This is a genomic window from Azotobacter chroococcum, from assembly GCF_002220155.1.
Taxonomy (GTDB): Bacteria; Pseudomonadota; Gammaproteobacteria; order Pseudomonadales; family Pseudomonadaceae; genus Azotobacter; species Azotobacter chroococcum.
In genome coordinates this window covers 3,962,824-3,984,789 of sequence record NZ_CP011835.1, presented here as the reverse complement: position 1 = coordinate 3,984,789, position 21,966 = coordinate 3,962,824, and the positions used below count along the sequence as shown (strand labels likewise).

General features: G+C 60.5%; 16 protein-coding genes, 4 tRNA genes and 1 pseudogene. 20 read left to right on the top strand and 1 reads right to left on the bottom strand.

Annotation, left to right across the window (positions count from 1 at the left end):
* Positions 1-11: 11 nt before the first annotated feature.
* A complete protein-coding gene (yccS, locus tag ACG10_RS18705) occupies positions 12-2,186 on the bottom strand; it encodes a YccS family putative transporter (protein ID WP_039806186.1) in 2,175 nt (724 codons plus the stop codon).
* A gap of 133 nt (positions 2,187-2,319) precedes the next feature.
* Between yccS and ACG10_RS24545 the strand changes: the two are divergent.
* The 20 genes and pseudogenes from ACG10_RS24545 to fusA all read left to right on the top strand — a co-directional run.
* Positions 2,320-2,466 (top strand): annotated as a pseudogene (locus ACG10_RS24545) (IS30 family transposase); the annotation flags it as partial.
* A 162-nt stretch (positions 2,467-2,628) separates the two neighbouring features.
* On the top strand, positions 2,629-3,594 hold the full coding sequence (birA, locus tag ACG10_RS18700) for a bifunctional biotin--[acetyl-CoA-carboxylase] ligase/biotin operon repressor BirA (RefSeq protein ID WP_089169355.1): 966 nt from the start codon (positions 2,629-2,631) through the stop codon (positions 3,592-3,594).
* Entirely contained in the window at positions 3,578-4,333 is a 756-nt protein-coding gene (locus ACG10_RS18695; RefSeq protein WP_089169354.1) for a pantothenate kinase, read from the top strand. The genes birA and ACG10_RS18695 overlap by 17 nt, the downstream gene beginning before the upstream one ends.
* 8 nt (positions 4,334-4,341) lie before the next feature.
* Complete coding sequence (locus ACG10_RS24175) at positions 4,342-5,013, top strand: SPOR domain-containing protein (RefSeq protein WP_193388162.1); 672 nt, start codon at positions 4,342-4,344, stop codon at positions 5,011-5,013.
* Positions 5,014-5,149: 136 nt separating this feature from the next.
* Positions 5,150-5,234, top strand: a tRNA-Tyr gene (locus ACG10_RS18685).
* A 27-nt stretch (positions 5,235-5,261) separates the two neighbouring features.
* Positions 5,262-5,335: transfer RNA gene (locus ACG10_RS18680), tRNA-Gly, on the top strand.
* Positions 5,336-5,358: 23 nt separating this feature from the next.
* Positions 5,359-5,434: transfer RNA gene (locus ACG10_RS18675), tRNA-Thr, on the top strand.
* A 70-nt stretch (positions 5,435-5,504) separates the two neighbouring features.
* Positions 5,505-6,698, top strand: coding sequence for an elongation factor Tu (tuf, locus tag ACG10_RS18670; protein WP_089169348.1), 1,194 nt, complete (start codon positions 5,505-5,507; stop codon positions 6,696-6,698).
* A 54-nt stretch (positions 6,699-6,752) separates the two neighbouring features.
* Positions 6,753-6,828: transfer RNA gene (locus tag ACG10_RS18665), tRNA-Trp, on the top strand.
* A 41-nt stretch (positions 6,829-6,869) separates the two neighbouring features.
* Complete coding sequence (secE, locus tag ACG10_RS18660; RefSeq protein WP_039806182.1) at positions 6,870-7,238, top strand: preprotein translocase subunit SecE; 369 nt, start codon at positions 6,870-6,872, stop codon at positions 7,236-7,238.
* A 10-nt stretch (positions 7,239-7,248) separates the two neighbouring features.
* On the top strand, positions 7,249-7,782 hold the full coding sequence (nusG, locus tag ACG10_RS18655; RefSeq protein ID WP_039806181.1) for a transcription termination/antitermination protein NusG: 534 nt from the start codon (positions 7,249-7,251) through the stop codon (positions 7,780-7,782).
* 117 nt (positions 7,783-7,899) lie between these two features.
* Positions 7,900-8,331, top strand: coding sequence for a 50S ribosomal protein L11 (gene rplK, locus ACG10_RS18650; RefSeq protein WP_089169353.1), 432 nt, complete (start codon positions 7,900-7,902; stop codon positions 8,329-8,331).
* The gene (gene rplA, locus ACG10_RS18645; RefSeq protein ID WP_089169352.1) at positions 8,332-9,027 is read left to right on the top strand and encodes a 50S ribosomal protein L1; all 696 of its coding nucleotides are present in this window, start codon (positions 8,332-8,334) and stop codon (positions 9,025-9,027) included.
* A 193-nt stretch (positions 9,028-9,220) separates the two neighbouring features.
* Positions 9,221-9,721 carry a 50S ribosomal protein L10 gene (rplJ, locus tag ACG10_RS18640; RefSeq protein WP_012699294.1) on the top strand — a complete coding sequence of 167 codons (501 nt, stop codon included), beginning with the start codon at positions 9,221-9,223 and terminating at the stop codon, positions 9,719-9,721.
* Positions 9,722-9,802: 81 nt separating this feature from the next.
* Positions 9,803-10,171 carry a 50S ribosomal protein L7/L12 gene (gene rplL, locus ACG10_RS18635; RefSeq protein WP_089169351.1) on the top strand — a complete coding sequence of 123 codons (369 nt, stop codon included), beginning with the start codon at positions 9,803-9,805 and terminating at the stop codon, positions 10,169-10,171.
* Positions 10,172-10,386: 215 nt separating this feature from the next.
* Complete coding sequence (gene rpoB / locus ACG10_RS18630; RefSeq protein WP_089169350.1) at positions 10,387-14,463, top strand: DNA-directed RNA polymerase subunit beta; 4,077 nt, start codon at positions 10,387-10,389, stop codon at positions 14,461-14,463.
* A 65-nt stretch (positions 14,464-14,528) separates the two neighbouring features.
* Positions 14,529-18,728: a DNA-directed RNA polymerase subunit beta' gene (gene rpoC, locus ACG10_RS18625; RefSeq protein WP_089169349.1), complete on the top strand. Its 4,200-nt coding sequence runs from the start codon at positions 14,529-14,531 to the stop codon at positions 18,726-18,728.
* Positions 18,729-18,874: 146 nt separating this feature from the next.
* Complete coding sequence (gene rpsL / locus ACG10_RS18620) at positions 18,875-19,246, top strand: 30S ribosomal protein S12 (protein WP_039806165.1); 372 nt, start codon at positions 18,875-18,877, stop codon at positions 19,244-19,246.
* A 106-nt stretch (positions 19,247-19,352) separates the two neighbouring features.
* The gene (gene rpsG, locus ACG10_RS18615) at positions 19,353-19,823 is read left to right on the top strand and encodes a 30S ribosomal protein S7 (RefSeq protein ID WP_012699299.1); all 471 of its coding nucleotides are present in this window, start codon (positions 19,353-19,355) and stop codon (positions 19,821-19,823) included.
* Between the two features lie 29 nt (positions 19,824-19,852).
* Positions 19,853-21,955, top strand: a complete 2,103-nt coding sequence (fusA, locus tag ACG10_RS18610) for an elongation factor G (RefSeq protein WP_039806162.1) — start codon at positions 19,853-19,855, stop codon at positions 21,953-21,955.
* Positions 21,956-21,966: the final 11 nt, after the last annotated feature.

Sequence of the window (21,966 nt, the reverse complement as noted above, 5' to 3'; positions counted from 1 at the left end):
GCCGCCGGCGATCAGTGCGCCGGACTCTGCTGCAGGGGGACGGCGAGGCTGCGCAGCGGTGCCAACTGGCCGGCGATCAGCGCCAGCTGGCTCTGCACCAGGCGCAGGCGGTCGTCCTGCTCCTCGGGCAGCTGTTCCAGGCGCTGCGCCAGCGCCTGCTCGGCCTCGTTGCGGACGGCCAGCGGGCGGTTGCCGGCGAGTGCCCGGGCGATTTCCTCGAGGCTGTCGGCCAGGCGTCCGGCGGCCTCGTCGAGCAGCGGGCGGCACTCGGCCTCCGGCAACTGCTCGCGGTGCGCGCCGAGCGCCGAAAGGTAGCCCAGCAGGGTGTGGGAGAGGACCAGGAAGCGGAAGCCGACATCCGCCTCGTGGCGGAACTGGCCGGGCTCCATGAGCATCCCGGCGAGGGTCGAGGACAGCGCCGCATCGGCGTTGTGCGCGTCGCGCCGGGCCAGGCGGTAGGCCAGGTCGTCGCGCTTGCCGCTGCGGTACTGCTGCATCAACTGGCGCAGGTAGCGGGCGTTGCAGGCCAGGGTGTTGGCGAGCACCCGGTTCAACTGGCGGTCCTGCCAGTCGGGGAGGATCAGGAACACCGCGAGGCCGGCGATCAGACTGCCGAGCAGGGTGTCGACCAGCCGCGGCCAGATCAGCCCGTAGCTGTCGCCGACCTGGTTGAAGCAGGACAGCACCAGCAGGGTGATCGCCGCGGTGGCCAGGGTGTAGTGGCTGGCCCGGGTGGCGAAGAACACCACCCCGGCGAGCACGGCGAACAGCGACTGCACCAGCAGGCTGGGGAAGAGCTCGAACAGCGCCCAGCCGGCCAGCAGGCCGAGCATGGTGCCGGCGATGCGCTGACGGACACGGCGGCGGGTGGCGCCGAAGTTGGGCTGGCAGACGAACAGGGTGGTCAGCAGGATCCAGTAGCCTTGGGTCGGGTGGATCAGGTGCAGCAGGGCGTAGCCGGCGGAGAGCGCCGCGGCCAGGCGCAGGGCGTGGCGGAACGGCCGCGATGCCGGCGTCAGCTGTTGGCGCAGGCGACTCAGGGCCTCGCCGAGCGACTGCGGCTCGCGGTCGAGCAGGCTGCTGTCCTGGGCCTCGGCCAGGGCGTCGGGGTTGCGCGCGTCGTGCAGCAGGCGATCGAGGTGGGCGAGGTTGTCGGCCAGCGCGCCGAGCGAGCGCAGCAGGTGGCGCCAGGCTGGATTGCTCTGCAGGCGCAGGTGCGCCAGCGAGGTCTGCAGGTCTTCGAGGGCTTGGCTCTGGTCGAAACAGTCGAACGGCTGGCGCAGCTCGATGGCCCGCGCCAGGGCCAGGCAGGACTTGCCCTGCTGGCGTATCACCAGGCGGCAGCGGAACAGCACGTCGCTGTGGAAGAAGGCCTCGGCCAGTGCGTTGTAGGGATAGTGCGAGGAGCTGGCGCGCTCGTGGAGGTCCTGGGCGAGAAAGTACAGCTTCAGGTAGCGGTTCACCTGCGGCGTCGGCCGGCCGTTGTCGACCCGGTGCAGGATGATCTCCTTGGTTGCGTTCAGCGCCGCCACCACCCGGCTGTTCTGCTGCGCCAGGGCCAGGCGGCGCCTCTCTACGTCGAGATGGCGCACCGGCTCGAACAGCGACGCCTTGAGCTTCAGGTACTCGCCCAGCTCGCGGAACACCCGGGCCAGGCTCTGCTGGATCGGCTGGTGGGTGAACAGCGCCTGCCAGATCACCGAGAGCACGCCGTACCAGGCGGCGCCGGCGACCAGCACCAGCGGCTCGCGCCACAGGTCGAGCGGCGGCCCGCCGCGCTGGTCGATGCCGATCATGGTGTAGATCGCCAGGATCAGCGTGCCCGAAGCAATGGTGGCATAACGCTCGCCCAGCGCCCCGAGCATGGTCAGGCCGAAGCTGGACAGCGCCAGGGCGGCGGCGAACCACCAGGGATAGGGGAACAGCAGCTCCACGGCGAAGGCCGCCGCGGCGAAACAGGCCAGGGTGACCAGCAGCGCCTGCAGCCGGCCTTCCCAGCTGTCGTCGGTTTCCGCCAGGGCGCTGGCGATGATGCCGAGGAACAGGGGGATGAGCAGGTCCATGCGGTCCAGGAGCCAGCACAGCGCCATGCTGCCGGTGAGGGCGATGAACACCCGCAGGCTGTAGCTGAAAACGTGGTGGGCCCAGAGTTGGCGGAGGGACTGGCTGAGGGAGGTCGAGGGCATGGGGGCGGCCTGGTGGTGGGGGCGGGTCATTGTAGACAGCGGGGGGATTGGGGTGGGAGGCCGGTATGCGGCCTCGTCAGGGCAATCGCGCTACATCATCCCTATTGCCTTGGATGACGATTACCGGTGGCGGATGTCGATCCACGGTCAGGGGCAACTGGATGCACTTGCCTGCCTGCTGAGCTTCCGGCTGCGTAAAGGTTTCGATTTCAAATGCCCGATCGAAATGATGACGGAAGTCATGGCGATGCAGCATGATGCGCCTGCTTCAATTCAGTAGCCGTGTTGCACTCAGTTTCTGCATCCGCAATTTTGCCCGATGTCTTCGTGGCTCCTTTCTCTCAAAAGTTGGAGCATCCGGATAATCGGATGCGGTTCAGGTTGTTGGGTTTTTAGAGGTGTCCCGCTATGATGCCGGTCTCATATTGAGGTAGAGCCCCAAATGCTGACTTTGTTAAAGCTCCTTCAAGATGGTCGTTTCCATTCAGGGCAGGAAATTGGAGATGCATTATGTATTAGTCGAAGTGCCGTCTGGAAACAGATGCGGCGCTTGGAGGCTGAGTTTGGAGTTCGGCTGAGTCGGGTGCGGGGGCGTGGTTATAAACTAACTAATCCACTGGCTTTATTGGCCGATCTGACGCTGCGTGAAAGGGGCTTGCCTGATATTTGGCCTTTTTATATTTATGAAACCCTGGATTCAACCAATACTGAAGCGGCTAGACTTTTAACGGTGGGGGTTGAGCCTCCTTTTCTGGTTCTGGCCGAAAGACAGACGGCCGGGCGGGGGAGGCGCGGTCGTGTTTGGCAAAGCCCATTTGGGATAAATGTTTATTTGAGTTTGGTGATTCGAGTTCAAAAGGGAGCTCGCCAGTTGGAAGGGTTAAGCCTCGTGGTTGGGCTGGCGGTGATGCAGGCGCTGCGAGCGTCGGGCCTTGGCGAGGCTGGACTGAAATGGCCGAATGATATTTTGGTGCAAGGGAAAAAGATCGCAGGTGTCCTCTTGGAGTTGACTGGTGATCCTGCGGACGTATGTGATGTTGTTGTGGGTGTTGGTGTCAATGTCAATATGGAAAGTGAGAGCAGTATTGAGCAGCCTTGGACCTCGATGAGGTTGGAACTTCAGCATCTGATTGACAGAAATGATTTGGTCTGCGCGTTGAGTCGGCACTTGCACGGGTATTTGGTGCGTCACGCGGAGTTGGGCTTTGCCGCGTTTCAAGAGGAGTGGGAGTCGAGCCACTTATGGCAGGGACGCGAGGTGGTGTTGATTGCGGGTACGCAGCGGATCGAGGGCTTGGTCTTGGGGGTTGATCATGTGGGTGCTCTACGCCTGAGCGTCAATGGGGTGGAGCAGCGGTACAGTGGTGGCGAGATTAGCTTGAGGTTGTGTGATGATCATCGAGCTTGACTGTGGCAACAGTTTTATAAAGTGGCGAATCATTGATGCGGCCTCTCAAGTGCTCCTGAGTGGAGTGGTTGGATCGACTGAGGAACTGATCCGTGCTCTGGAGGGGGCACGAGTATCCCATGAGCTTTACCATTGCCGCATGGTCAGTGTGCGTAGTGATGAGGAGACTGCTTGTCTTGAGCAGTGTCTTGCTCAAAAGTTTGGACTCCGTGTGTTGACTGCTCGGCCGGCATCTTGCTTGGCGGGAGTGCGTAACGGATATGTAAATTATGAAAGCTTGGGGCTTGATAGGTGGATGGCTGTTATTGCTGCCTATCATCTTTCGGCGGGTGCCTGCCTGGTGCTGGATCTGGGTACTGCAGTCACGGCTGATTTTGTTGCTGCCAATGGCGACCATAAGGGAGGGTTTATTTGTCCCGGGTTGCCGCTGTTGCGTAGTCAGTTGCGCACGCATACCCGGCGCATCCATTACGATGCCGTTGCTTCTAATCAATTCATGGCTGAGCCGCTTGCTCCGGGGCGCTCTACAGCTGAGGCGGTTGAGCGTGGATGTGCCTTGATGTTGAAGGGGTTCGTGCGTTCCCAGGTGGAGTTGGCAATGGCGTATTGGGGCGATGATTATAAAGTCTTTCTGACGGGCGGAGATGCCTCCGTGGTCGCGGATGTTTTGCCTCGTGTAAGAGTGGTGCCGGATTTGATTTTCATCGGGCTTGCCATTGCTTGTCCCATTTCTTCCTGAGGTCATGCATGCGCTGGCTTTTCCTCTTGCTGCTGGTGTTGAATTTCTTTTATTGGGTCTGGAGTGAGCGATTCAGCACTCGGGGGGCGCATGAGAGTCCCGCTTCGCCGTCTCTTGATGTGAGCTCAGGAATTCAGCTTGTCAGTGAGTCGAGGGACGCTACGCGAGCGAAGGCAGGGGAGCCCAGAAGGGAAGTGTGCTTATTTCTGGGAGGATTTCAGTCTGAGGAAAGGGGGCGCCAGGTTGTGCAGCGGCTGCTAAGCCTCGACGTCGCCTCCAGTGTGGAGCAGGTCGAGCGTATTGTGGCAACGGACTACTGGGTGTACTTGCCGCCGCTGGCCTCTCGGCAAGCATCCTTGCATCAGTTAAGGGAGCTGCAGGCAAAAAAAATAGACAGCTACGTCATTACTCAGGGCGATCTGGTTAATGGCATCTCGCTGGGGGTTTTTTCTCGCGCTGAGCCCGCCAAGGCTGCAATGCAGCACTTCAGGGATGCTGGCTATGAGCCTATGGTGCGTGAGCTGTCGCGGGTACGGCATGATTATTGGGTAAAGGTGGCGCCCGAGGGTGCCCGACTGTTTGATGAGAGGCTAATGGGGATCCTTGCTCGATCCTTTCCAGGGCTGCAGCATCAACAAAAAGAGTGTGAGGGGGTTGCAAGTCCTGGGCGGCTTGAATAGAATTGCGCCCGCTTTCAGGCGGCGGCTGATACAGGCGGCGCTCAGGAAAGTAGCGGTCAAGTGAGCTAAGCTCAGGTTTTTAAAGAAAAAACTCTTGACGGCATCTTGGCGGCAAGCAATAATGCTGCCATGTTTTGGAGGGGTTCCCGAGTGGCCAAAGGGATCAGACTGTAAATCTGACGTCATAGACTTCGAAGGTTCGAATCCTTCCCCCTCCACCAGATTTTTAGCATTAGCCTGATGGCTGTGCGGGTATAGTTCAGTGGTAGAACCTCAGCCTTCCAAGCTGATGATGCGGGTTCGATTCCCGCTACCCGCTCCATGTTTGGTTTTTGCTTGGTTTTCGCTCATGTAGCTCAGCTGGTAGAGCACACCCTTGGTAAGGGTGAGGTCAGCGGTTCAAATCCGCTCATGAGCTCCAAAATATTAAAAGGCAGATATGAAAATATCTGCCTTTGTTTTGGTGGTGTGATTATCGTGGGGTGGTCTCGGTGGCTAAAGAAAAATTCGAACGTAACAAACCGCACGTCAACGTCGGCACCATCGGTCACGTGGACCATGGCAAAACCACTCTGACGGCCGCCCTGACCAAGGTCTGCTCCGAGACTTGGGGTGGCTCCGCTCGTGCCTTCGATCAGATCGACAATGCTCCGGAAGAAAAGGCGCGCGGTATCACCATCAACACTTCCCACGTTGAATACGATTCTGCAACCCGTCACTACGCGCACGTCGATTGCCCCGGTCACGCCGACTACGTGAAGAACATGATCACCGGTGCTGCCCAGATGGACGGCGCTATCCTGGTCTGCTCGGCTGCCGACGGCCCCATGCCGCAAACCCGCGAGCACATTCTGCTGTCCCGTCAGGTGGGCGTTCCCTACATCGTCGTGTTCCTGAACAAGGCCGACATGGTCGACGACGCCGAGCTCCTGGAGCTGGTCGAGATGGAAGTGCGCGATCTGCTGTCCACCTACGACTTCCCGGGCGACGACACCCCGATCATCACCGGCTCTGCCCTGATGGCCCTGGAAGGCAAGGATGACAACGGCATCGGCGTTTCCGCCGTGCGCAAGCTGGTGGAAACCCTCGACTCCTACATTCCGGAGCCGGTGCGTGCCATCGATCAGCCGTTCCTGATGCCGATCGAAGACGTGTTCTCGATCTCCGGCCGTGGCACCGTGGTGACCGGTCGTGTCGAGCGTGGCATCGTCAAGGTGGGTGAGGAGGTGGAGATCGTTGGTATCCGTCCGACCACCAAGACTACCTGCACTGGCGTGGAAATGTTCCGCAAGCTGCTCGACGAAGGTCGTGCCGGCGAAAACATCGGCGCCCTGCTGCGCGGCACCAAGCGTGAAGACGTGGAGCGCGGCCAGGTTCTGGCCAAGCCGGGCACCATCAAGCCGCACACCAAGTTCGAAGCCGAAGTGTACGTGCTGTCCAAGGAAGAGGGTGGTCGTCACACTCCGTTCTTCAAGGGCTACCGTCCGCAGTTCTACTTCCGCACCACCGACGTGACCGGTAACGTCGAGCTGCCGGAAGGCGTCGAGATGGTGATGCCGGGTGACAACATCAAGATGGTCGTCACCCTGATCGCTCCGATCGCCATGGAAGACGGTCTGCGCTTCGCAATTCGCGAAGGCGGTCGTACCGTTGGCGCCGGTGTGGTTGCCAAGGTCATTGAATAAGTCGTTGATCTTTTCTTCTGGGGCTGGCAAGATAATCAGCCTTGTCAAAGTTTTAGGCCAGTAGCTCAATTGGCAGAGCGGCGGTCTCCAAAACCGCAGGTTGGGGGTTCGATTCCCTCCTGGCCTGCCAGATTTCACAGGATTTCTGGCATTTCTTATGGGGTCTCTCGGATGAATGCCAAGGCTGAAGCTAAAGAGTCTCGCTTTGATTTGGTGAAGTGGCTCGTGGTGGTGGTCTTGGTCGCGGTGGGTGTAGTTGGTAATCAGCTATACTCCGAAGAGTCCATCCTGTATCGCGTTATCGCATTGCTGGTTCTGGGGGTTGTGGCGGCCTTCGTTGCGCTCAAGACCAGTAAGGGGCAGGCTTTTTTCTCTCTGGCGAAAGAAGCGCGTGCCGAAATTCGCAAGGTTGTCTGGCCGACCCGTCAAGAGACTACGCAGACCACGTTGATCGTGGTGGCTGTAGTTCTGGTGATGGCGCTACTGCTGTGGGGGCTTGATTCCCTGCTTGGTTGGCTGGTCTCCATGATCGTTGGTTAAGGGTGCATTCGTGGCTAAGCGTTGGTACGTCGTTCATGCCTATTCGGGCTACGAAAAGCATGTCATGCGCTCGCTGATCGAACGGGTCAAGCTTGCTGGGATGGAAGATCAGTTCGGCGAGATTCTGGTTCCCACCGAAGAGGTGGTGGAAATGCGGAACGGCCAGAAGCGGAAAAGCGAGCGGAAGTTCTTTCCAGGTTACGTGCTGGTCCAGATGGAGATGAACGAGGCGACGTGGCACCTGATCAAGGACACGCCTCGTGTCATGGGCTTTATTGGCGGTACTGCCGACAAGCCTGCCCCCATTACCGACAAGGAAGCTGAGGCTATTCTTCGTCGAGTGGCTGACAGCGGTGATCGGCCAAAGCCGAAGACCTTGTTCGAGCCGGGTGAGGTGGTGCGTGTCATCGACGGCCCTTTTGCAGATTTCAATGGGGTCGTGGAAGAGGTCAATTACGAGAAGAGTCGCATCCAGGTAGCGGTGCTTATCTTCGGTCGCTCCACGCCAGTGGAGCTGGAGTTCAGTCAAGTCGAAAAGGCGTAGCTGAAGAACTCGCCCCATACCCCGCAGTCGCAGGCTGCGGGGTTTTGTCGTCACTAGGGCAATCGCGAAAGCAATAGGGGAGCCTTCGGGCGTTTGAACCCATAACTGGAGTTTTGCATGGCTAAGAAGATTCAGGCTTATATCAAGCTGCAAGTGAAGGCCGGCCAGGCCAACCCGTCGCCGCCGGTCGGTCCGGCTCTGGGTCAGCATGGTGTGAATATCATGGAGTTCTGCAAGGCGTTCAACGCCAAGACCCAAGGCATGGAACTGGGTCTGCCGACTCCGGTGATCATCACCGTCTATAGTGACCGCAGCTTTACCTTTGAAACCAAGAGCACCCCGGCATCCGTCTTGCTGAAAAAGGCGGCCGGTATCTCCAGTGGTTCTTCTCGCCCGAACACCCAGAAAGTCGGTACCGTGAACCGTGCTCAGCTGGAAGAGATCGCCAAGGCCAAGCAGGCCGATCTGACGGCCGCTGACCTGGAGGCTGCTGTGCGTACCATCGCTGGTTCCGCGCGCAGCATGGGCCTGAACGTGGAGGGTGTTTAAATGGCTAAGCTGACCAAGCGCCAGAAGGCGATCGCTGCAAAGGTAGAGGCAGGCAAGCAGTACGGCTTCGAAGAAGCTGCTGCTCTGCTGGCAGATCTCTCCACCATCAAATTCAAAGAATCTGTAGACATCGCCATCAATCTTGGTGTGGATCCGCGTAAATCCGACCAGGTTGTGCGTGGCGCCACCGTGCTGCCGAACGGCACCGGCAAGAGCGTGCGTGTTGCCGTGTTTACCCAGGGCCCTGCTGCCGAAGCAGCCTTGGCCGCTGGTGCCGACAAGGTAGGCATGGATGAGTTGGCTGCCGAGATGAAGGGCGGCGATCTGAGCTATGACGTGGTCATTGCCTCCCCGGATGCAATGCGTGTCGTTGGTCAGTTGGGCCAGATCCTCGGCCCGCGTGGTCTGATGCCGAACCCGAAGGTGGGTACCGTGACCCCCGACGTAGCTACGGCCGTGAAAAACGCCAAGGCTGGTCAGGTGCGTTTCCGCACCGACAAGAACGGCATCATCCACGCTTCGGTGGGCAAGGTCGATTTCGAGCCGATCAAGCTGAAGCAGAACGTCGAAGCCCTGCTGAGCGACCTGAAGCGCCTGAAGCCGTCCACCTCCAAGGGCGTCTACGTCAAGCGTGTGACCCTCAGCACGACCATGGGGCCGGGGCTGGTCATCGATCAGGCTTCCCTGGAAGCCTAAGCATTGAGCGTGGCGGACTGTTCCGTCACGCCAACTATTGGGGTCCCTGCCTGGCGGGGGCTATCCAAGACCGTAGGCGGCGCAAGCCTTAAACCCTCAGCCTACGCAGATGGTGCTCCCGATTCGTACCGAATCAGACACCAAAGCGCGTCCGGCTCTGCTGGGCGAAACGGTAACATCCAGGAGTAAACCCGTGGCAATCAAACTCGAAGACAAGAAGGCCATCGTCGCTGAAGTCAACGAGGCTGCCAAGGCTGCCCTGTCCGCTGTCGTGGCCGATGCCCGTGGCGTGACCGTCGGCGCCATGACCGGACTCCGTAAAGAGGCCCGCGAGGCTGGTGTGTACGTGCGAGTCGTGCGTAACACCCTGGCCCGCCGCGCCGTCGCAGGCACTCAGTTCGAGATCCTGAACGACGCGTTCAAGGGCCCGACCCTGATCGCTTTCTCCAACGAACATCCGGGTGCTGCAGCCCGTATCTTCAAGGAGTTTGCCAAGGGTCAGGACAAGTTCGAGATCAAGGCCGCTGCATTCGAGGGGCAGTTCCTCGCAGCCAACCAGATCGACGTACTGGCTACCCTGCCGACCTACAACGAAGCCGTTGCACAGCTGATGAGCGTGATTCAGGGCGCTACCAGCAAGCTGGCCCGTACCTTGGCGGCAATTCGCGACCAGAAAGAGGGTGCGGCTGCCTGACCGGCATCCGGCTGCTTTCGAACTCATATTTAACTTTGATGGCCGTGAAAAGGCCGTCTATCCCTAACAGGAATTAGAGTCATGGCTCTGACCAACGAAGATATCATCAACGCCGTTTCCGAAATGTCCGTCATGCAGATCGTCGAGCTGATCAAGGCGATGGAAGAGAAGTTCGGCGTGACTGCTGCCGCTGCCGTGGCTGCCGGCCCGGCTGCCGCTGCCCCGGTTGCTGAAGAGCAGACCGAGTTCAACGTCATTCTGACCGAGGCTGGCGAAAAGAAAGTGAATGTGATCAAGGTCGTTCGCGAGCTGACCGGTCTGGGTCTGAAGGAAGCCAAGGCTGTTGTCGACGGCGCTCCGGGCGTGGTCAAGGAAGGCATCTCCAAGGAGGAGGCCGAGGCTGCCAAGAAGGCCCTGGAAGAAGCTGGCGCGAAAGTCGAGCTCAAGTAAGCGACGATTTTGCGTCTACGGCCTGCGCGCTTTGCGTAAGGCTGATGGCTGGTGGCTGGAGCCACCGGCCTTTTTCCGTTATGGGTGGCTTGCCTGTCTGCCGCCACCCGTGACCTACCACCTCAGAGGGTGGCGCAGGCAATCAGCCTGCACGATTTCTGGCAACTCCCCTTCGGAGAGGCCAAACAAGCAGGTGACCAAGCTGGGGAACGCTGATGGCTTACTCATACACTGAGAAAAAACGTATCCGCAAGGACTTTAGCAAGTTGCCGGACGTCATGGATGTGCCTTATCTCCTGGCTATCCAGTTGGATTCCTATCGCGAATTCCTGCAAGCCGGTGCGAGCAAGGACAGGCTCCGCGACGTTGGTTTGCATGCAGCCTTCAAGTCCGTTTTCCCGATCATCAGCTATTCCGGCAATGCTGCACTGGAATACGTTGGCTACCGTCTGGGCGAGCCGGCCTTCGACGTCAAGGAGTGCGTACTGCGAGGCGTGACCTTCGCCGTACCGCTTCGCGTGAAGGTGCGCCTGATCATTTTCGACAAGGAATCTTCGAACAAGGCGATCAAGGACATCAAGGAGCAGGAAGTCTACATGGGGGAAATCCCCCTGATGACCGAGAACGGCACCTTTATCGTCAACGGTACCGAGCGCGTGATCGTTTCTCAGCTGCACCGTTCCCCGGGTGTGTTCTTTGATCACGACCGCGGCAAGACCCACAGCTCCGGCAAGCTGCTGTATTCCGCACGGATCATTCCCTACCGCGGCTCTTGGCTCGACTTCGAGTTCGATCCGAAGGATGCAGTGTTCGTCCGTATCGACCGTCGCCGCAAGCTGCCGGCCTCGGTGTTGCTGCGTGCGCTGGGATACACCACCGAAGAAGTGCTGGACATCTTCTACGACACCAATGTGTTCCATGTGACGGAGCAGGGCCTCAGTTTGGAGCTGGTGCCGCAGCGTTTGCGTGGCGAAATTGCCGCGTTCGACATTAAGGACGCTGCCGGCAAGGTCATCGTCGAGCAGGGGCGACGCGTCACCGCTCGTCACATCAATCAGCTGGAAAAAGCCGGCATCAAGGAACTGGATGTTCCGCTGGAATATGTCACCGGCCGCACCTCGGCCAAGGCCATCGTGCACCCGTCCACCGGCGAGATCATCGCCGAGTGCAACACCGAGCTGACCCCCGAACTGCTGGTGAAGATCGCCAAGGGCCAGGTCGTGCGCATCGAGACTCTCTACACCAACGACATCGATTGCGGCCCGTTCATTTCCGACACCCTGAAGATCGACTCGACCACCAATCAGCTGGAAGCATTGGTCGAGATCTACCGCATGATGCGCCCGGGCGAGCCGCCGACCAAGGATGCCGCCGAGACCCTGTTCAACAACCTGTTCTTCAGCGCCGAACGTTACGATCTGTCCGCGGTGGGGCGCATGAAGTTCAACCGCCGCATCGGTCGCGAAGAGATCGAGGGGGCGGGTGTGTTGAGCCGCGAGGATATCGTCGACGTGCTCAAGACCCTGGTCGACATCCGCAACGGCAAGGGCATCGTCGATGACATCGACCACCTGGGCAACCGCCGCGTGCGCTGTGTCGGCGAAATGGCCGAGAACCAGTTCCGGGTCGGCTTGGTCCGCGTCGAGCGCGCGGTTAAGGAGCGCCTGTCGATGGCCGAAAGCGAAGGCCTGATGCCGCAGGATCTGATCAACGCCAAGCCGGTGGCGGCCGCGGTCAAGGAGTTCTTCGGCTCCAGCCAGCTGTCGCAGTTCATGGACCAGAACAACCCGCTGTCGGAAATCACCCACAAGCGCCGCGTTTCCGCCCTCGGCCCGGGCGGTCTGACCCGCGAGCGCGCCGGCTTCGAGGTGCGCGACGTACACCCGACCCATTATGGCCGCGTGTGCCCGATCGAAACGCCTGAAGGTCCGAACATCGGTCTGATCAACTCCCTGGCTGCCTATGCCCGTACCAACCAGTACGGCTTCCTGGAGAGCCCGTACCGTGTGGTCAAGGAAGGGCAGGTAACCGACCAGATCGTGTTCCTTTCCGCCATCGAGGAAGCCGACCATGTGATTGCCCAGGCGTCGGCGACGCTGGACGAGAGTGGTCGGCTGATCGACGAGCTGGTAGCTGTCCGCCATCTGAATGAATTCACCGTCAAGGCGCCGGAAGACGTCACTCTGATGGATGTCTCGCCGCGTCAGGTGGTGTCCGTCGCCGCTTCGCTGATTCCCTTCCTCGAGCACGACGACGCCAACCGTGCGCTCATGGGCTCCAACATGCAGCGTCAGGCCGTGCCGACCCTGCGTGCCGACAAGCCGCTGGTGGGCACCGGGATGGAGCGCAACGTGGCGCGCGACTCCGGCGTCTGCGTGGTAGCCCGCCGTGGCGGGGTGATCGACTCGGTCGACGCCAGTCGCATCGTGGTGCGCGTCAACGACGACGAGGTCGAAACCGGCGAAGCCGGTGTGGATATCTACAACCTGACCAAGTACACCCGTTCCAACCAGAACACCTGCATCAACCAGCGTCCGCTGGTTAGCAAGGGTGACCAGGTCTCGCGCGGCGACATCATGGCCGATGGTCCGTCCACCGACATGGGCGAGCTGGCCCTGGGGCAGAACATGCGCGTCGCGTTCATGCCCTGGAACGGCTTCAACTTCGAGGACTCCATCTGCCTGTCCGAGCGCGTGGTCCAGGAGGACCGCTTCACCACCATCCACATCCAGGAACTGACCTGTGTGGCGCGCGATACCAAGCTCGGCCCGGAGGAGATCACCGCGGATATCCCGAACGTCGGTGAGGCTGCACTGAACAAGCTGGACGAGGCCGGTATCGTCTACGTCGGTGCCGAGGTCATGGCTGGCGACATCCTGGTCGGCAAGGTCACCCCGAAGGGCGAGACCCAGCTGACTCCGGAAGAGAAGCTGCTGCGGGCGATCTTTGGCGAGAAGGCCAGCGACGTGAAGGACACATCCCTGCGCGTGCCGACTGGCACCAAGGGCACCGTGATCGACGTCCAGGTGTTCACTCGTGACGGCGTCGAGCGCGATTCCCGTGCCCTGGCCATCGAGAAAATGCAGCTGGACGAGATCCGCAAGGATCTCAACGAGGAGTTCCGCATCGTCGAGGGGGCAACCTTCGAGCGTCTGCGGGCCGCTCTGGTCGGCGCCATGTGCGAAGGCGGGGCCGGCCTGAAGAAGGGCACCGAGATCAGCGACGAGATCCTCGACGGACTCGAGCATGGCCAGTGGTTCAAGCTGCGCATGGCCGACGACGCGCTCAACGAGCAGCTGGAGAAGGCCCAGGCCTACCTGTCCGATCGTCGCCAGCTGCTCGACGACAAGTTCGAGGACAAGAAGCGCAAGCTGCAACAGGGCGACGATCTGGCACCGGGTGTGTTGAAGATCGTCAAGGTCTACCTGGCCATCAAGCGCCGCATCCAGCCGGGTGACAAGATGGCCGGTCGTCACGGCAACAAGGGTGTGGTGTCGGTGATCATGCCGGTCGAGGACATGCCCCACGACGCCAACGGCACTCCCGTGGACATCGTCCTCAACCCGCTGGGCGTGCCGTCGCGGATGAACGTCGGGCAGATCCTCGAAACCCACCTGGGGCTGGCAGCCAAGGGCCTGGGCGAGAAGATCAACCGGATGCTTGAGGAGCAGCGCAAGGTCGCCGAACTGCGTCAGTTCCTCGCCGAGGTGTACAACGAGATCGGCGGGCGCAAGGAGGAAGAGCTGGATTCTCTGAGCGATACCGAGATCATCGACCTGGCAAACAATCTGCGCGGCGGCGTGCCGATGGCTACGCCGGTGTTCGATGGCGCCAAGGAAAGCGAAATCAAGGCCATGCTGAAGCTGGCCGATCTGCCGGAAAGCGGTCAGATGCGCCTGTTCGATGGTCGGACCGGCAACCAGTTCGAGCGTCCGACCACCGTCGGTTACATGTACATGCTCAAGCTGAACCACCTGGTCGACGACAAGATGCACGCGCGCTCCACCGGTTCCTACAGCCTGGTGACCCAGCAGCCGCTGGGCGGCAAGGCGCAGTTCGGCGGTCAGCGTTTCGGGGAGATGGAGGTCTGGGCGCTGGAAGCCTATGGCGCCGCCTACACCCTGCAGGAAATGCTCACCGTGAAATCGGATGACGTGAATGGCCGGACCAAGATGTACAAGAACATCGTGGACGGCGATCACCGCATGGAGGCCGGCATGCCCGAGTCCTTCAACGTGCTGATCAAGGAAATCCGCTCGCTCGGCATCGACATCGAACTGGAAACCGAATAACCACGCACCGTCCATGCGGTGCCCGGCGCTAGCCGGCCACCGCCGGTTCGTGAGGAGGAAAGGCCTTGAAAGACTTGCTGAACCTTTTGAAAAACCAGGGTCAACTCGAAGAGTTCGATGCCATCCGTATCGGTCTGGCTTCGCCCGAGATGATCCGCTCCTGGTCCTTCGGTGAAGTGAAGAAGCCGGAGACCATCAACTACCGTACCTTCAAGCCGGAGCGCGACGGCCTGTTCTGCGCCAAGATCTTCGGCCCGGTGAAGGACTACGAGTGCCTGTGCGGCAAGTACAAGCGCCTCAAGCATCGCGGTGTGATCTGTGAGAAGTGCGGGGTGGAGGTCGCCCTGGCCAAGGTGCGTCGCGAGCGCATGGCGCACATCGAGCTGGCCTCGCCGGTCGCCCACATCTGGTTCCTCAAGTCGCTGCCATCGCGCATCGGCCTGCTGTTGGACATGACCCTGCGCGATATCGAACGCGTGCTCTATTTCGAGAGCTACGTGGTGATCGATCCGGGCATGACCACGCTGGAGAAGGGCCAGTTGCTCAACGACGAGCAGTACTTCGAGGCCCTCGAGGAGTTCGGTGACGACTTCGATGCGCGCATGGGCGCCGAGGCGGTCCGCGAACTGCTCAACCAGATCGACCTGGAGCACGAGATCGGCCGCCTGCGCGAGGAGATTCCGCAGACCAACTCGGAAACCAAGATCAAGAAGCTGTCCAAGCGGTTGAAGCTGATGGAGGCCTTCCAGGGCTCCGGCAACCTGCCGGAGTGGATGGTGCTGACCGTGTTGCCGGTGCTGCCGCCGGACCTGCGTCCGCTGGTGCCGCTGGACGGTGGCCGCTTCGCCACTTCCGACCTGAACGATCTGTACCGTCGGGTAATCAACCGCAACAACCGTCTGAAGCGCCTGCTCGACCTGGCTGCGCCGGACATCATCGTGCGCAATGAGAAGCGCATGCTGCAGGAGGCGGTGGACGCCCTGCTGGACAACGGTCGCCGCGGTCGGGCGATTACCGGTTCCAACAAGCGCCCGCTGAAATCCCTGGCCGACATGATCAAGGGCAAGCAGGGCCGTTTCCGCCAGAACCTGCTGGGCAAGCGTGTCGACTACTCCGGCCGTTCGGTGATCACCGTGGGCCCGACCCTGCGTCTGCACCAGTGCGGTCTGCCGAAGAAGATGGCGCTCGAGCTGTTCAAGCCGTTCATCTTCGGCAAGCTGGAAACCCGTGGCATGGCCACCACCATCAAGGCGGCCAAGAAGATGGTCGAGCGCGAGCTGCCCGAGGTTTGGGACGTGCTCGCCGAAGTCATCCGCGAACATCCGGTGCTGCTCAACCGTGCGCCGACCCTGCACCGTCTGGGTATCCAGGCGTTCGAGCCGGTGCTCATCGAGGGCAAGGCAATCCAGCTGCACCCGTTGGTCTGTGCTGCCTACAATGCCGACTTCGACGGCGACCAGATGGCCGTGCACGTCCCGCTGACCCTCGAGGCCCAGCTGGAGGCGCGTGCGCTGATGATGTCGACCAACAACATCCTCTCGCCGGCCAACGGTGAGCCGATCATCGTGCCGTCGCAGGACGTGGTGCTGGGTCTGTACTACATGACCCGCGAAGCGGTGAACGCCAAGGGCGAGGGTCGCGTTTTCGCCGACCTGCAGGAAGTCGACCGGGTGTTCCGGGGCGGCGAGGCATCACTGCACGCTCGCGTGAAGGTGCGGATCAACGAGACTGTCAAGCAGAAAGACGGCAGCCTGGTTCACAACACTCGCATCGTCGACACTACCGTTGGCCGTGCATTGCTGTTCCAGGTCGTACCGGCCGGTCTGCCGTATGATGTGGTCAATCAGCCGATGAAGAAGAAGGCGATCTCCAAGCTGATCAACCACTGCTATCGTACGGTGGGCCTGAAGGATACCGTCATCTTCGCTGACCAGCTGATGTACACCGGTTTTGCCTTCTCGACCCTGTCGGGGGTTTCCATCGGCGTGAACGACTTCGTCATTCCGGCGGAAAAGGCGCGGATCATCGACGGCGCCACCGAGGAAGTGAAGGAGATCGAAAGCCAGTATGCCACCGGCCTGGTGACCCAGGGCGAGAAGTACAACAAGGTAATCGACCTGTGGTCGAAGGCTAACGACGAAGTGTCCAAGGCGATGATGGCCAACCTCTCGAAGGAGAAGGTCATCGACCGCAATGGCAACGAGGTCGAGCAGGAGTCGTTCAACTCCATGTACATGATGGCGGACTCCGGTGCGCGGGGTTCCGCGGCGCAGATCCGCCAGTTGGCCGGGATGCGCGGTCTGATGGCCAAGCCCGATGGCTCGATCATCGAGACCCCGATCACCGCCAACTTCCGCGAGGGCCTGAACGTACTGCAGTACTTCATCTCAACCCACGGCGCACGAAAGGGTCTGGCGGATACCGCACTGAAAACTGCGAACTCCGGCTACCTGACCCGTCGTCTGGTTGATGTTGCCCAGGATCTGGTCGTGACTGAGGTCGATTGCGGCACCGAACAGGGCCTGCTGATGACTCCGCACATCGAGGGCGGCGACGTGGTCGAACCGCTCGGCGAGCGCGTGCTGGGCCGGGTCATCGCCAAGGATGTGTTCCGTCCCGGGACCGACGAAGTCATTGTTCCGGCCGGCACCCTGATTGACGAGAAGTGGGTCGAGTTCATCGAGGTGAACACCATCGACGAGGTGGTCGTGCGTTCGCCGATCACCTGCGAGACCCGCTACGGCATCTGCGCCAAGTGCTACGGCCGCGATCTGGCTCGTGGGCACCAGGTCAACATCGGCGAGGCGGTCGGTGTCATCGCCGCCCAGTCGATCGGTGAGCCGGGTACCCAGCTGACCATGCGGACCTTCCACATCGGCGGTGCGGCCAGCCGGACCTCGGCAGTGGACAATGTTCAGGTGAAGAACGGTGGCAACATCCGTTTGCACAACCTGAAGCACGTCGAGCGCGCCGACGGCAACCTGGTTGCGGTGTCCCGCTCTGGCGAGCTGGCCGTGGCCGACGACTTCGGTCGCGAGCGCGAGCGCTACAAGCTGCCTTACGGTGCGGTGATTTCGGTGAAGGAAGGCGACAAGGTCGATCCGGGCGCCATCGTTGCCAAGTGGGACCCGCACACCCACCCGATCGTGACGGAGATGAAGGGTACCGTGACCTTCGTCGGCATGGAGGAGGGCATCACCATCAAGCGCCAGACCGACGAGCTGACCGGTCTGACCAACATTGAGGTGATGGATGCGAAAGACCGCCCGGCCGCCGGCAAGGATATCCGTCCGGCCGTGAAGCTGGTCGATGCCAATGGCAAGGAGCTACTGCTGCCGGGGACCGACGTACCGGCCCAGTATTTCCTGCCGGCCAACGCTCTGGTAGGGGTAGCCGATGGTGCCGAAGTGGGGGTGGGTGACGTGATCGCCCGTATCCCGCAGGAAACCTCGAAGACCCGCGATATTACCGGTGGTCTGCCGCGCGTGGCGGACCTGTTCGAGGCGCGACGTCCGAAGGAGCCGTCGATCCTGGCGGAAATCAGCGGCACCATCAGCTTCGGCAAGGAAACCAAGGGCAAGCGCCGTCTGGTCATCACCCCGAACGATGGCAGCGACCCTTACGAGGAGCTGATTCCGAAGTGGCGTCACCTCAACGTCTTCGAAGGCGAACAGGTGAATCGCGGCGAAGTAATCTCTGACGGTCCGAGCAATCCGCACGACATCCTGCGCCTGCTGGGTGTCAGCGCGCTGGCCAAGTACATCGTCAACGAGATCCAGGACGTGTACCGCCTGCAGGGTGTGAAGATCAACGACAAGCACATCGAGACCATCCTCCGGCAGATGCTGCGCAAGGTCGAGGTTGCCGAAGCCGGCGACTCGAGCTTCATCAAGGGCGATCAGGTGGAGCTGACCCAGGTGCTCGAGGAGAACGAGCAACTGGCGACCGAGGACCGCTTCCCGGCCAGGTACGAGCGCATCCTCCTGGGCATCACCAAGGCGTCGCTGTCGACCGAGTCGTTCATCTCCGCCGCTTCCTTCCAGGAGACCACCCGCGTGCTCACCGAGGCAGCGGTCACCGGCAAGCGCGACTACCTGCGTGGTCTGAAGGAGAACGTCGTTGTCGGCCGGCTGATTCCGGCCGGCACCGGTTTGGCCTACCACAGCGAGCGCAAGCGCAAGCGCGATGCCGAGAAGCCGGTGCGGGTGAGCGCGGAAGAGGTCGAGGCCGCGCTGACCGAGGCGCTCAACACCAGCGGCAGTTGACTGCCAAGGCCTGGGCGGCGAGCTGCCTGTCGGGCCTTGCCTTGACGGGGTCCGGGAGTCTCTTTAGACTTACGGACCCCTAAATTTGGCAGGGCGAATCGCTCTGCCATTTTGTTTATGTCGAAAGACAACAGTGGAGCTAGTAGATGGCAACTATCAACCAGCTGGTGCGTCAGCCGCGCAAGCGTCTCGTCGACAAGAGCGACGTGCCTGCGCTGCAGAACTGCCCCCAGCGCCGTGGCGTGTGCACCCGCGTGTACACCACCACGCCGAAAAAACCGAACTCGGCACTGCGTAAGGTCTGCCGTGTGCGCCTGACCAACGGTTACGAGGTCACCTCCTATATCGGTGGCGAGGGGCACAACCTGCAGGAGCACAGTGTAGTGCTGATCCGTGGCGGTCGTGTCAAGGACCTTCCGGGTGTCCGTTACCACACCGTGCGCGGTTCGCTGGATACCACCGGCGTGAAAGACCGCAAGCAGGGCCGTTCCAAATACGGTACCAAGCGTCCGAAGTAATTCGGTGCGCCAATTTTCTATTTGTTGAGTCGATAAGAGTAAGGTCGGACGTGGCCTTGGTGGCTACCGTTCCGAGCTAACCTGAAGACCGTTTGAGGGCTTATCAATGCCAAGACGTCGTGTAGCAGCCAAGCGCGAGATTCTGGATGATCCGAAGTACGGAAGCCAAATTCTTGCCAAGTTCATGAACCACGTGATGGAAAGCGGCAAGAAAGCGGTTGCCGAGCGCATCGTTTACGGCGCGCTGGATACTGTCAAATCCCGCAAGAACAGCGATCCCCTGGAAATCTTCGAAAAAGCACTCGACGCCATCGCTCCGCTGGTCGAAGTGAAGTCCCGCCGCGTGGGTGGTGCGACTTACCAGGTTCCGGTCGAGGTTCGTCCGTCGCGTCGCAATGCGCTGGCCATGCGCTGGCTGGTGGACTCCGCACGCAAGCGTGGCGAGAAATCCATGGCCCTGCGTCTCGCTGGTGAGCTGCTTGATGCCTCCGAGGGCAAGGGCGCTGCTGTGAAGAAGCGTGAAGACGTGCATCGCATGGCCGAGGCGAACAAGGCGTTCTCGCACTATCGTTTCTGAATTCAGCCTCCATCTACGAGGACCTCATTGTGGCCCGTACAACCCCTATCAATCGCTACCGTAACATCGGTATCTGCGCCCATGTGGACGCAGGCAAGACGACGACTACGGAGCGGATCCTGTTCTACACAGGCGTCAACCACAAGATGGGCGAGGTGCATGATGGCGCCGCCACCATGGACTGGATGGTGCAGGAGCAGGAGCGCGGTATCACCATTACCTCCGCTGCGACCACCGCCTTCTGGCAGGGCTCGACCAAGCAATACGACAACTATCGCGTAAACATCATCGATACCCCCGGTCACGTGGACTTCACCATCGAAGTGGAGCGCTCACTGCGTGTGCTGGACGGCGCTGTGGTGGTGTTCTGTGGTACCTCCGGTGTCGAGCCGCAGTCCGAAACCGTATGGCGTCAGGCCAACAAGTACGGCGTGCCGCGTATCGTCTACGTGAACAAGATGGACCGTGCTGGTGCCAACTTCCTGCGCGTCGTCGAGCAGATCAAGAAGCGTCTGGGCCACACTCCGGTCCCGGTACAGCTGGCCATCGGCGCGGAAGAGAACTTCCAGGGTCAGATCGATCTTCTCAAGATGAAGGCGATTTACTGGAACGAAGACGATCAGGGCATGACCTATCGCGAGGAAGAGATTCCGGCGGAGTTGCAGGGGCTTGCCGAGGAGTATCGCTCCAACATGGTGGAGGCTGCTGCCGAAGCCAACGAAGAGCTGATGAACAAGTACCTTGAGGGTGGCGAGCTGTCGATCGAAGAGATCAAGGCTGGGCTGCGTCAGCGCACCATCGCGTGTGAGATCGTCCCGGCTGTATGCGGTTCCTCCTTCAAGAACAAGGGTGTTCCGCTGGTTCTCGACGCCGTTATCGAATTTCTTCCGGCTCCGACCGAGATCCCTGCGATCAAGGGCGTGCATCCCGATAACGAGGAAATCGTCGACGAGCGTCATGCTGACGATAACGAGCCGTTCTCGGCGCTGGCGTTCAAGATCGCTACCGACCCGTTTGTGGGTACCCTGACGTTTGCTCGAGTGTACTCGGGTGTTCTCAGCTCTGGCGACTCGGTTATCAACTCGGTCAAGGGCAAGAAAGAGCGTGTGGGGCGTATGGTGCAAATGCACGCCAACACTCGCGAAGAAATCAAGGAAGTGCGTGCTGGTGATATCGCGGCGCTGATCGGTATGAAGGACGTCACCACTGGTGACACCCTGTGCTCGATCGAGAAGCCGATCATTCTCGAGCGTATGGACTTCCCGGAGCCGGTAATCTCCGTGGCGGTCGAGCCGAAGACCAAGGCTGACCAGGAAAAGATGGGTATCGCCCTTGGCAAGCTGGCACAGGAAGATCCGTCTTTCCGCGTCAAGACCGACGAGGAAAGTGGTCAGACCATTATTTCCGGTATGGGCGAGTTGCATCTGGACATTCTGGTCGATCGCATGAAGCGCGAGTTCGGTGTTGAGGCTAACATCGGCAAGCCTCAGGTGGCTTATCGCGAGACCATTCGCAACAAGTGCGAGATCGAAGGCAAGTTCGTGCGTCAGTCCGGTGGTCGTGGCCAGTTCGGTCATTGTTGGATCCGTTTCGAGCCGGCTGACGAGGGTCAGGAAGGGTTGCTCTTCACTAACGAGGTTGTGGGTGGTGTGATTCCGAAGGAATACATCCCGGCGATCCAGAAGGGTATCGAAGAGCAGATGAAGAACGGTGTGGTTGCGGGTTATCCGCTGCTTGGTCTGAAGGCCGCCGTATTCGATGGCTCCTACCATGACGTTGACTCCAACGAAATGGCGTTCAAGATCGCGGCCTCCATGGCGACCAAGCAACTGTCCCAGAAGGGCGGTGCGGTGCTGCTCGAGCCGATCATGAAGGTCGAGGTGGTTACTCCGGAAGACTACATGGGTGATGTCATGGGTGACTTGAACCGTCGCCGTGGTCTGATCCAGGGTATGGAGGACACCGTCTCCGGCAAGGTCATCCGCGCCGAAGTCCCGCTGGGCGAGATGTTTGGTTACGCTACCGATGTACGTTCGATGTCCCAGGGACGCGCCAGCTACTCCATGGAATTCTCGAAGTACTCCGAAGCTCCGGCCAACATCGCCGAAGCTATCGTCAAAAAACAAGGTTGATTCAGCCCTTT

Excerpts from the sequence above, each read along its gene's own strand:
- secE (WP_039806182.1), top strand. The coding sequence starts at position 6,870 with ATGAATGCCAAGGCTGAAGCTAAAGAGTCTCGCTTTGATTTGGTGAAG.
- rpoB (WP_089169350.1), top strand. The coding sequence starts at position 10,387 with ATGGCTTACTCATACACTGAGAAAAAACGTATCCGCAAGGACTTTAGC.
- rplA (WP_089169352.1), top strand. The coding sequence starts at position 8,332 with ATGGCTAAGCTGACCAAGCGCCAGAAGGCGATCGCTGCAAAGGTAGAG.
- rplL (WP_089169351.1), top strand. The coding sequence starts at position 9,803 with ATGGCTCTGACCAACGAAGATATCATCAACGCCGTTTCCGAAATGTCC.
- rpsG (WP_012699299.1), top strand. The coding sequence starts at position 19,353 with ATGCCAAGACGTCGTGTAGCAGCCAAGCGCGAGATTCTGGATGATCCG.
- yccS (WP_039806186.1), bottom strand. The coding sequence starts at position 2,186 with ATGCCCTCGACCTCCCTCAGCCAGTCCCTCCGCCAACTCTGGGCCCAC.
- birA (WP_089169355.1), top strand. The coding sequence starts at position 2,629 with ATGCTGACTTTGTTAAAGCTCCTTCAAGATGGTCGTTTCCATTCAGGG.
- ACG10_RS18695 (WP_089169354.1), top strand. The coding sequence starts at position 3,578 with ATGATCATCGAGCTTGACTGTGGCAACAGTTTTATAAAGTGGCGAATC.
- rplK (WP_089169353.1), top strand. The coding sequence starts at position 7,900 with ATGGCTAAGAAGATTCAGGCTTATATCAAGCTGCAAGTGAAGGCCGGC.
- ACG10_RS24175 (WP_193388162.1), top strand. The coding sequence starts at position 4,342 with ATGCGCTGGCTTTTCCTCTTGCTGCTGGTGTTGAATTTCTTTTATTGG.
- rpsL (WP_039806165.1), top strand. The coding sequence starts at position 18,875 with ATGGCAACTATCAACCAGCTGGTGCGTCAGCCGCGCAAGCGTCTCGTC.